2 protein-coding genes (1 of these 2 only partly in view) are annotated in these 12,438 nt (G+C 65.2%); both read left to right on the top strand.

Annotation, left to right across the window (positions count from 1 at the left end; translation table 11 throughout):
* Window positions 1-2,032 carry the 3' portion of a condensation domain-containing protein gene (locus ACIPQ1_RS17715; RefSeq protein ID WP_446534521.1) on the top strand. The gene continues 47 nt to the left of window position 1, outside the view, so the window shows 2,032 of its 2,079 coding nt (coding positions 48-2,079); the start codon falls outside the window, past its left edge; the stop codon is at window positions 2,030-2,032.
* Window positions 1,966-12,438 (top strand): amino acid adenylation domain-containing protein, encoded by a 10,473-nt coding sequence (locus ACIPQ1_RS17710; protein WP_446534534.1) that lies wholly within the window; start codon window positions 1,966-1,968, stop codon window positions 12,436-12,438. The genes ACIPQ1_RS17715 and ACIPQ1_RS17710 overlap by 67 nt, the downstream gene beginning before the upstream one ends.

Here is a 12,438-nt window from a genome sequence, read left to right as displayed (position 1 = left end):
GCCGCTGGAAAAACGTCGCTTGTACTTGCAGAAAATGCTCGAAGAGAACGTTTCCCCGGCGAACCTGCCCATTGCGCCTGTCAGTGCCGAGTTCGACACGTTGTCGCTGTCGTTTGCCCAGGAACGGCAATGGTTCCTCTGGCAGTTGGACCCCGAGAGCGCGGCCTATCACATGCCCACGGCCCTGCGCTTGCGCGGGCCGCTGGACATCGCTGCCCTGGAGCAGAGTTTCACGGCGTTGGTGGCGCGTCACGAGAGCCTGCGCACCACCTTCCAGATCCATGGCGAGCAGGTCGTGCAGCAAGTGCACGCGGCGGCGCCGGTGCGTTTGCAGGCCGACACCCTGGAACCATTGCCGGACGAGACGCAGCTGCGCCGGTTGATCGAAGCAGAAACCCGCCAGCTCTTCGACCTGCAACAGGGGCCGCTGCTGCGCACGCGCCTGCTGCGGTTGGCGGCGGATGACCACGTGCTGATCGTGACCTTGCACCACATCGTTGCCGATGGCTGGTCGATGCAGGTGATGGTCGAGGAATTGGTCAACGGCTACGCCGCCTTCAGCCAGGGCCGCGCGCTGGAACTGCCGGCGCTGCCGATCCAGTACGCCGACTACGCCATCTGGCAGCGGCACTGGATGGAAGCGGGCGAGCGCGAACGCCAGTTGGAATACTGGACCGCACGCTTGGGGGGCCAGCAACCGGTGCTGGAGCTGCCGACGGACTTCCCCCGTCCGGCGGTGATGAGCTATCGCGGCGCGCGGCTGCAGCTCGCCATCGACGCGGTGCTGGCCGGCGACCTCAAGCACATGGCCCAGCGTGAGGGCGTCAGCCTGTTCATGATTTTGCTGGCCTCGTTCCAGGCGCTGCTGCATCGCTACAGCGGCCAGAACGACATCCGCGTCGGCGTGCCGACGGCCAACCGCAACCGGGTCGAGACCGAGCGCCTGATCGGCTTTTTCGTCAATACCCAGGTGCTCGACAGCGATGTGCAGAGCGAGGATGCGTTTGGCGCCTTGTTGCAACAAGTGAAACAGACAGCCCTGGGCGCCCAGGCTCACCAGGAGCTGCCGTTCGAGCAATTGGTGGAAGCGTTACAGCCTGAGCGCAACCTGAGCCACAGCCCGCTGTTCCAAGTGATGTTCAACCACCGGACCCAAGGCCCGGCGGGCGAGGGGCCGGTCGGTGCGTTGAAAGTCGAGGGGCTGAGCTGGGACTCGCACACGGCACAATTCGACCTGACCCTGGAAACCGTCGAGCATGGCGAAGGCCTTTCGGCTGCGCTGATCTATGCCACCGACCTGTTTGGCGCCGAGACGATTGCACGCATGGCCGGGCATTGGCAGAACCTGTTGCGCGCCATCGTGGCCGACCCGGCACAGCGCATCGGTGAATTGCCGTTGCTCCACGCGGCCGAGCGCCAGGCCTTGCTCGACGACAGCCAGCGCACCGCGGTGCCGGCGCCCGAGGCGGGTTTTGTCCACCAACTATTCGAAAGACAAGCGGCGCGCACCCCGGACGCTCCGGCGCTGGTGATCGACGGCGAGCGCTGGAGCTACGGCCAACTCAATGCCCGGGCCAATCAACTGGCGGGGAAACTGCAGAGCCTCGGCGTGACTTCCGACGTCTTGGTGGGCATTGCCGTGGAGCGCAGCGCGCACATGCTGGTGGGCCTGCTGGCGATCCTCAAGGCCGGCGGCGCCTACTTGCCGCTGGACCCGGCGTTCCCCCAGGATCGCCTGGCGTACATGATCGAAGACAGCGGCATCGAGCTGCTGCTGACCCAACGCTCGTTGCTCAATCAATTCTCGGTACCTTGTGGGAGCGAGCCTGCTCGCGATGGCGGCGGTTCAGTCAATGGCGATGTTGGGTGTGCCGACGCTATCGCGAGCAGGCTCGCTCCACGCTGGTATTGGACCAGGAGAGTGACTGGCTCGACGGCTATAGCTGCGAGGCGCCGGCGACGCGCCTGGATGCGGAACACCTGGCCTACGCGATCTACACCTCCGGCTCCACTGGCAAGCCCAAGGGCGTGATGGTGCGCCACGGCGCGCTGACCAACTTCGTCGCGAGCATGGCCAAGGCACCGGGCATGACGGCCCAGGATCGGGCATTGTCGCTGACCACGTTCTCGTTCGATATTTTCGGCCTGGAAATCTACGTGCCGCTGATGGTCGGCGCATGCATCGTGCTGACCGGCCAACAGATCGCCCAGGACCCATACGCGGTGTTGGCATTGATCGCGGCCGAGCAGGTCAATGTGCTGCAGGCCACGCCGTCGACCTGGCGCATGTTGCTGGACAATGAACACGCCCAGGGGCTGCGCGGCTGCAAATGCCTGTGCGGGGGCGAGGCGTTGCCCCGGGAACTGGCCGTGCGCATGCTCGCCCTCGGCGGTGAAGTGTGGAACCTCTACGGCCCGACGGAAACCACCATCTGGTCGGCCTTGCACCCGTTGCAAACCCAGGCCGCGCAACCGTGGCTCGGCGGGCCCATCGACAACACCACGCTGTACATCGTCGGTGCCGACCTGATGCCGGTGCCTTATGGCGTGGCCGGGGAATTGCTGATCGGCGGCCAAGGCCTGGCCCGTGGTTATTTCCAGCGCCCGGCGCTGACCGCCGAACGCTTCGTGCCCCATCCGTTTGTCGCCGGCGAGCGTCTGTATCGCACCGGTGACCTGGCGCGCCAGCGTGCCGACGGTGTCCTCGAATACCTCGGGCGCATCGACCATCAAGTGAAGATCCGCGGCTTTCGCATCGAGCTGGGAGAGATCGAGGCGCGCCTGCTGGAACAGGACAGTGTCCGCGAAGCGGCGGTGCTGGCCCAGGACGCGCCAGGCGGCCAGGCGTTGGTGGCGTACATCGTTCCAACCGCCGAGCTGAATGACCTGGACGCCACCGCCCAGAGCGGCCTGCGCGACAGCCTCACCACACGGCTCAAGGCCAACCTGCCCGACTACATGGTGCCGTCCCATGTGGTGCTGTTGCCGCGCTTCCCGCTGACGCCCAACGGCAAGCTGGATCGCAAGCAATTGCCCAAGCCCGATGCCAGCCAATGGCAGAAAACCTATGTCGCGCCGCAGACGCCCACGCAGCAGGCGGTGGCGACGATCTGGGCCGATATCCTCAAGGTCCGGCGGGTCGGCCTGGAGGACAGTTTCTTTGAACTGGGTGGCCACTCCTTGCTGGCGACCCAGGTGATGTCACGGATCCGCCAGCAACTGAATATCCAGGTGCCGTTGCGCCTGTTGTTCGGCCATCACAGCCTGCGGGCGTTTGTCGAGGCCATGGGCACGGCATCGGCGCACGATGAAGCGAGCATTCCACGCATCCCTCGCGATCAGCCGCTGGCGCTCTCGTTCGCCCAGCAACGGCAGTGGTTCCTCTGGCAACTGGAGCCCACCAGCAGCGCCTATCACATTCCGGCAGCGCTGCGTTTGCGCGGCGCCCTCGACCGTGTCGCGCTGCAACAGAGCTTCGATGCCCTGGTGGCGCGTCACGAGAGCCTGCGCACCCGCTTCGTGCTCGACAACGAGCGCCCCCTGCAAGTGATCGACGAACCGGCGCCGCTGGCCCTGGCGGTCGAATCAATCGACGCCACTGTCGATGACCAGGCCTTGCGCGGCTTGATCGAAGCCGAAACCCGGCAGTTGTTCGATTTGCAGCGCGGCCCGTTGCTGCGGGTCAAGTGGCTGCAACTGGGCGCTGATGACCATGTGCTGATCCTGACCCAGCACCACATCGTCTCCGACGCCTGGTCGATGCAGATCATGGTCGACGACCTGCTGCAGTTGTACGCAGGTTTCAGCCAGGGCCAGGCCGTGGAACTGGCGCCGCTGCCGATCCAGTACGCCGACTACGCGCACTGGCAGCGGCAATGGCTGGCGGCGGGGGAGCAGCAGCGTCAACTCGATTACTGGATCGAGCAGTTGGGCGGCGAGCAACCGATTCTCGAACTGCCGACCGACCATCCGCGCCCGGCCCAGCAAAGTTATCGCGGCGCACGGCTGCCCATCGTCATCGAACCGGCGTTGGCCGAAGGCCTCAAGCGCCTGGCCCAGCAGCACAACAGCACGCTGTTCATGCTTTTGCTCGCGGGCTTGCAGACCTTGTTGCACCGCTACAGCGGCCAGGACGACATCCGCGTCGGCGTGCCGATTGCCAACCGTAACCGGGTGGAAACCGAGCGCCTGCTGGGCTTCTTCGTCAACACCCAGGTGCTCAAGGCCGACATCGACGGCAACCTGCGATTCGACCAGTTGCTCGATCAGGTCAAGCAACGCGCATTGGGTGCCCAGGCCCACCAGGACCTGCCATTCGAACAACTGGTGGAACGGCTGGAGCCAGCGCGCAACCTGAGCCACACGCCGTTGTTCCAAGTGATGTTCAACCATGCCAGCGATGCCCGCCGGGACCTGTCGGCGTTGCCGGGCCTGAACCTGGAGCAACTGACCTGGGATGCAGGCACCGCCCAGTTCGACCTGACCCTGGACACCTTCGAATACGCCGATGGCCTCAGCGCCGCGCTGACCTACGCCAGCGACCTGTTCGAGCCGAGCACCATCGCCCGCCTCGGCGAGCACTGGCTGAACCTGTTGCGCGCCATCGTCGCCAATCCGACCCAGCGCATCGCCGAACTGCCGATGCTGGACGGGGCGCAGCGGCGCCTGATCGTCGAGGACTGGAACCGCACCTTCGCCGATTACCCGAACCATCTCCCGGTGCATCAGTTGATCGAAGCCCAGGTCGAGCGTGACCCCCACGCCGAGGCGCTGGTGTTCGAAGGGCAGTCGCTGAGCTATGCCCAGCTCAACGCCCGCGCCAACCAGTTGGCCCACGCCTTGATTGCCCGCGGTGTCGGCCCGGATGTGCTGGTGGGCATCTCGGTGCAGCGCAGCGTGGAAATGGTCGTTGGCCTGCTGGCGATCCTCAAGGCCGGCGGCGCCTACGTGCCGCTGGACCCGGACTACCCGCCGGAGCGCCTGGCCTACATGATCGAGGACAGTGGCATCGAGTTGCTGCTGACCCAGAGCTCATTGCTCAATCAATTCTGTGGGAGCGAGCCTGCTCGCGATAGCGGCCTGACAGTCGATATTGATGTTGAATGTGATGGCCTCTTCGCGAGCAGGCTCGCTCCCACAGGGGGCGGCGTCAAGACGCTGGTGTTGGATGGGGACGACGACTGGCTGCGAGACAATGCCACCGACAACCCACCACGCCGGGCCGTCGCCGAGAACCTCGCCTACGTGATCTACACCTCCGGCTCCACTGGCAAGCCCAAGGGCGCCGGCAACAGCCATGGCGCGCTGACCAACCGCTTGTGCTGGATGCAACAGGCCTATGGCCTGGGGGCCGGTGACAGCGTCCTGCAGAAGACACCGTTCAGTTTCGACGTGTCGGTCTGGGAGTTCTTCTGGCCGTTGATGACCGGCGTGCGCCTGGTCGTCGCGGCACCGGGCGATCATCGCGACCCGCAAAAACTGGTCAGCCTGATCGAACGGGAAACCATCACCACCCTGCATTTCGTGCCGTCGATGCTGCAAGCGTTTGTGCTCGACACCAACGTCAGCCGTTGCACCAGCCTGGCTCGCATCGTCTGCAGCGGCGAAGCCCTGCCGGTGGATGCCCAGCAGCAGGTGTTCGCCAAGTTGCCCAATGCCCGGCTGTATAACCTCTACGGTCCGACCGAAGCGGCCATCGACGTGACCCATTGGACCTGCCGCGACGAAGGGCGCGATGCGGTGCCCATTGGCGAGCCGATTGCCAACCTGATGACCTACATCCTCGACGATGAGCTGAACCCGGTGCCGAGCGGCGTCAACGGCGAGCTGTACCTCAGCGGCCAGGGCCTGGCCCGCGGTTATCATCGCCGTCCCGAACTGACCGCCGAGCGTTTCGTCGCCAGCCCGTTCGTGGCCGGCGAGCGGCTGTACCGCACCGGCGACCTGGCGCGTTATCGCCCGGACGGGGTGATCGACTACATCGGCCGGATCGACCATCAGGTGAAGGTCCGCGGGTTCCGTATCGAGTTGGGGGAAATCGAAGCACGTTTGCTCGAACACGGGGCGGTGCGCGAAGCGGTGGTGGTGGCCCAGGACAGCCGCAGCGGCAAGGTGCTGAGCGGCTACGTGGTCGCCCAGGCCGAGGCAACCGGCGCTTGGTCCCAATTGCGTGAAGCGCTGCTGGCCCATTTGCGCCTGAGCCTGCCGGAACACATGGTGCCGACGCACCTGACCCGCCTGGAACACATGCCACTGAGCCCGAACGGCAAGCTCGACCGCAAGGCGTTGCCGGCGCCGGACCTGGCCGAGCGCCAAGAGGTGTTCACCGCACCGGTCAACGCCATCGAGCGGGCGCTGGTGGAGATCTGGCAAAGGGTGCTCGGCGCCGAGCGGGTGGGCACCGCCGACAACTTCTTCGCCCTGGGCGGCGACTCGATCAACTCGATCCAGGTGGTCAGCCGGGCGCGTGCCCAAGGCATCGGCCTGACCCCCAAGGACCTGTTCCTGCACCAGAACATCCAGGCCCTGGCGCGGGTCGCCACCGCCACCGACGAAGGGCTGATCGACCAGGGGCCGGTCACCGGCGACAGCCTGCTGGTGCCGATGCAGCACTGGTTCTTCGCCAGTGATATCCCGCACCGCGATCACTGGAACCAATCGGTCCTGCTGACCCCGCGCGAACCGCTGGACATCGCGCACCTGCAACAGGCCCTCGCTCACGTGGTGGCCCATCACGATGCCTTGCGCCTGCGGTTCACCCAGGCCGACGATGGCCGTTGGCGCGCCAGCCACCAGGCCATGGATGAGCAGCCCCTGGAGATCTGGCAGCGCACTGCGCAGGATGCCACCGAAATCGTCGCCATCGCCGACCGGGCGCAACGTAGCCTCGACCTGCAACACGGCCCGTTGCTGCGTTGCAGCCTGATCGCGGTGCAGGACGGCAGTGCGCGTCTGCACTTGGCGATTCATCACCTGGTCATGGACGGCGTGTCGTGGCGGGTGCTGCTGGAAGACCTGCAAAACGTCTATCGCCAATTGCGGACGAACCAGGCGCCGGCCTTGCCGGGCAAGTCCACGGCGTTCAAGGCCTGGGCCGCCCGGTTGCAGGACTACGCCCGCAGCGAAACCCTGAACAAGGAACTGGATTACTGGGTCGGGCAACTGGACCAGCCTCTGCCGCCATTGCCACGGGCCCGTCCCGAGGGCAGCCAGGCTGCGGCCCATGGCCGTTCGGTGAGCACGCGCCTGGATGCCAACCAGACCCAGCGTTTGCTCAAGCAAGCGCCGACGGCCTATCGCACCCAGGTCAACGATTTGCTGCTCAGCGCATTGGCGCAAGTGGTCTGCCAATGGACCGGGCAACCGGCCTGCCTGGTGCAGCTCGAAGGCCATGGCCGCGAAGAGCTGTTCGAGGGCGTCGACCTGAGTCGCACCGTCGGTTGGTTCACCAGCCTGTTCCCGGTGTTGCTGACGCCGGCGAGCGACCCGGCCGAGTCGATCAAGCGGATCAAGGAACAACTGCGCGCAGTGCCGAACAAGGGCCTCGGGTATGGCGTGCTGCGTTACCTCGGTGCCGAAGCGGTCCAGCAACGGCTGGCAAAACTGCCGCCAGCGCGCATCACCTTCAACTACCTGGGGCAGTTCGACCAGAGCTTCGATGAACAGGCGCTGTTCGTGCCGAGTGAGGAGGGCAGTGGCGCAGGGCACGGCGACGACGTGGCGCTGGGCAACTGGCTGACCATCGACGGGCGGATTTTCAACGGCCAGTTGTCCCTCGATTGGACCTTCAGTGGCGATGTCTTCGACGAGGCCACGCTCCAGCAATTGGCCGATGCCTACGCGGTGGCGTTGCAGCAACTGATCGACCACTGCTGCACCGACGGGCACCTGGGCCTGACACCTTCCGACTTCCCGCTGGCGCGCCTGAGCCAGGCGCAACTCAACGGCCTGCCGGTGCCGGTGGCGCAGGTGGAGGACATCTATCCGCTGTCACCGATGCAGGACGGCATGTTGTTCCACACCCTGGCCGACGACAGCTCCGGCTTGTACATCAACCAGATCTGCCTGCCGGTGCATGGCCTGGACACGGAGCGTTTCGCCCGGGCCTGGACCTCGGTGATCGAGCGCGAGGACATCCTGCGCACCAGTTTCCACTGGCAGGATGGCTTGAGCGCGCCGGTGCAAATCGTCCATCGCCACGTTGAATTGCCGCTGCAGGTCGAAGACTGGCGTGGACAGGACATCAGCGAGCAGGCGATCAGCGCCCGGGCGACCGCCGACTACCTGGCCGGTTTCGACTTGAGCCGCGCGCCCCTGCAACGGGTGCTGTTGCTGCGCCTGGAAGATGATCGCTACCAGATGATCTGGACCTGCCACCACATCCTCATGGATGGCTGGAGCAGTTCGCGGTTGTTCGGTGAAGTGCTGCAATTCTACGCCCACGGGCAGGTGCCCAACCGCAATGGTCGCTATCGCGAGTTCATCGAATGGCTGCAACGCCAGGACCAGGGTGCGCTGGAGCGCTTCTGGCGCAGCCGACTCGATACCCTGGAGCAGGCGACCTCCCTCAACCAGGCGATGTTCCCCCGGCATGTCGAGGCACTGCCGGGGCACGAGGCGTTGTATTCGCGCTGGGACGTGACGCAGACCGCTCGCCTGCAACAGGCCTGCCGCGCCTTGCAGATCACCCCCAATACCTTGATCCAAGGGGCGTGGCTGCTGTTGCTGCAACGCTTTACCGGGCAGGACACCGTGGTCTTCGGCGCCACCGTCGCCGGGCGTCCGGCGGGGCTGGTCAACGCCGATAACATTCTCGGCCTGTTCATCAACACCTTGCCGGTGATCCAGACCCTGGATCCCGAGCAACCACTGGATCAATGGCTGCAACAGTTGCAGGCCTACAACCTGGACCTGCGTGAGCATTCCCATGCGCCACTGGCGGACATCCAGCGTTGGTCGGGCCTCGGCGGGCAGGGCTTGTTCGACAGCATCATCGTGTTCGAGAACTACCCCATCGACGAACGCCTGGGCGAGCAGCAGGACACCGGCCTGAGCTTCGGCGAGTCGCGCAATCATGACGTGACCAACTTCCCGATGGACCTGGCGGTCAACCTGGGCGAAACGCTGTCCATCGAGTACCTGTTCCTGCGCAACGCCTTCAGTGTCGAAGCGGTGGAACGCATCCGCCGGACGATGGAAGACACCCTGGAAGCGATGATCCATGCACCCCACGCGTGCCTGGGCAATTTGCAGCGCTTGTCGGTGGAACAGTGGCAGGCCTTCGAACAATGGAGCGCGGCGCCGAATGGCTGCCATCAGCCGCAGTTGTTGCCAGAGCTGATTTACCGGCATGCCCAGTCGCGACCGCAGGCCACGGCGCTGGTGTGTGGCGACGATTCGTTGAGTTACGGCGAACTGGAGCGCCGGGCCAACCGCCTGGCCCACCGCTTGATCGAACTCGGCGCCGGTCCGGAAGTGGTGGTCGGCGTGGCCCTGGAGCGTTCGGTGGACATGGTCGTGGCGCTGCTGGCGGTGATGAAAAGCGGCTCGGCGTATGTGCCGCTGGACATCGATTATCCACCCGAGCGCCTGGCGTTCATGATCGAAGATTCGGCCATGGCGCTGTTGCTGACCCACAGCCGGGTACAGGGGCGCTTGCCGGATCTCGACGGTTTGCCGCGCCTGGCCATCGACGGTTTCGACAGCCGTGGCTACAGCGACTTGCCGCCGCGCAGCGGTTTGCTCGGCGGCAACCTGGCCTACCTGATCTACACCTCGGGTTCCACCGGTCGACCCAAGGGTGTCGCCGTGGCGCACGGGCCGATGAGCATGCACTGCCAGGCCATCGCCGGGCTGTATGACATGGACGAGGACACTCGTGAACTGCACTTCATGTCGTTCGCTTTCGACGGTGCCCATGAACGCTGGCTAAGCACGTTGTTCAGCGGCGGCACCCTGGTGATTCGCGACGGCGCGCTGTGGACACCGGAGCAGACCTTCGACGCCTTGCACCGCCATGGCATTACCATCGCCTGCTTCCCGCCGGCCTACCTCAAGCAACTGGCCGAATACGCCGCCCACAGCCAACTGGCGCCACCGCCGGTGCGGGTGTACTGCTTCGGCGGCGATGCGGTGCCGGACCAGACCTTCGAGCAAGTGAAGGCGGCGCTGCGCCCACGATTCTTCACCAACGGCTACGGCCCGACGGAAACCGTGGTCACACCCATGTTGTGGAAGGTGCCGGCCAGCCAACGTTGCGAGGCCGCCTACGCGCCGATCGGGCGTGCGGTGGGCGAGCGCGCCTTGTATGTGCTCGACGACCACCTCAACCCGTTGCCGCCGGGCATTGCCGGCGAGTTGTACATCGGTGGCGCGGGCATCGCCCGTGGTTATCACCGTCGCCCGGACCTGAGTGCCGAGCGCTTCGTGCCGGACCCGTTCGGCCAGCCGGGCGATCGCCTGTATCGCAGCGGCGACCTGGTGCGCCAGCGCGCCGACGGCGTGCTCGATTACGTCGGGCGTATCGACCACCAGATCAAGGTGCGGGGCTTCCGCATCGAACTGGGGGAAGTCGAGGCCAGCCTGCGGCAACTGGACGACGTCAGCGATGCGTTGGTGATCGCCCGGGACAGCGCCTCGGGCAAGCAACTGATCGGCTACGTGGTTACCCCCGATGGCGTGGCCATCGGCGATCGGCTCAAGGCCGAGCTGCGGGCGCAATTGCCGGACTACATGGTGCCGGCCCAGGTGATCTGCCTGGAGGCGTTGCCGGTCACGCCAAACGGCAAGCTCGATCGCCAGGCCCTGCCGGAGCCGGAGTTCAAGGGCAGCGAGTATGTGCCGGGGCGCAACCGCGATGAGCAACTGTTGGCCGAGGTCTGGGCTGATGTGTTGCAAGTCGAGCGGGTGGGTATCACCGACAATTTCTTCGAATTGGGCGGTGACTCGATCCTCAGCCTGCAAGTGGTCTCGCGGGTACGCAACCATTCGGAACTGAAGATGGAGCTCAAGTTGCGGGACCTGATGCGTGGCCAGACCATCGAGGCGATTTTCGACCAGCGTTCGAACACGCGCGCCGTGACGGCCGAGGATGTGACCCAGGTGGCCGCCGAAGGGCAGTTCAACCTGATTCCGATCCAGCAGTGGTGGTTTGACCAGCGCATGAGCGAACCCCATCACTACAACCAGGCACTGATGCTGCGGGCCCGCCAAGGGTTGAACCTGACGGCGTTGGAATTGGCGTTGCGCGGCATGATGCAGCAGCACGACGCCTTGCGCCTGCGCTTCAGCGAAGCCGGCGGACGTCACCTGCAGCATTACCAGGCGCTGGAAGACATGCAGGCGCAGTGGGCCAGCGAACCCTTGCTGTGGCAGCACAGCGTGGCCGATGAGGCTGAGCTGGAGTTGTACGCCGAACAGGTGCAACGCAGCCTCGATCTGCACAACGGCCCGGTGTGGCGCACAGCGCACGTGACCTTGGGCAACGGTGAAACCCGCGTGTTGATGGTCATTCATCACCTGGTCATCGACACGGTGTCGTGGCGTTTGCTGCTGCAGGATTTGCAGACTGCTTATACGGCCTACAGTGAGGGCCAGGCGCCGAACCTGCCGATTCGCACCAGCAGCTACCGGGCCTGGGCCGAGGGCCTGCAAGCCTATGCGCTGGATTATCCGGCGCAGGAAAAAGCCTGGTGGCTGGAACAGATCGACCAGCCGGGCAGCGAGTTGCCGTGTGACAACCAGCGGGGCAAGAACCAGGTGCAGTACCAGTCGGTGGCGCATTTGAGCTTGTCGGAGCAGCACACCCAGCAGTTGCTCAAACAAGTGCCGGCGGTCTACCAGACGCAGATCAACGACGTGTTGCTGGCGGCGCTGAGTCGGGTGTTGTGCCGTTGGAGCCAGCAGCCTTCGGTGCTGATCCAGTTGGAGGGGCATGGTCGCGAGGACTTGGTCAAGGACATCGACCTGAGCCGCAGCCTGGGCTGGTTCACCAGCATGTTCCCGGTGCGACTGGCCCCGAACCCTGAAGCCGATATCGGCACGTCGGTGCGGGCGGTGCAGCGGCAGTTGGCCGCGGTGCCGAACAAGGGCTTGGGCTACGGCGTGTTGCGCTACATGAGCGGCGAGCCGATGGCCGCCACCTTGGGGCGTGCGCCCCAGGCCCGGGTGACGTTCAACTACCTGGGGCAGTTCGACCAGAGCTTCGACGACAAGGCATTGCTGGTGCCGGCGGCGGAAAGCTACGGCAGCTGCTACAGCTCCCATGCCGCGCTCGGTAACTGGCTGGAAGTGGTGGGGCAGGTGTACGACGGGCGCCTGGCGCTGCGTTGCATCTTCAGCACCCGCCGCTACCGTGCCGAGACTGTCGAGGGTTTGATGCGTGCGTACCAGGAGGAACTGGAAGCGCTGATCGAGCACTGCGTGGCGCAGGCGGCTTAA

The sequence above is a fragment of the Pseudomonas sp. LARHCG127 genome, from assembly GCF_052871455.1.
Note: the sequence above shows the minus strand (reverse complement) of the source record. Positions and strands in the feature narration are given on the sequence as shown.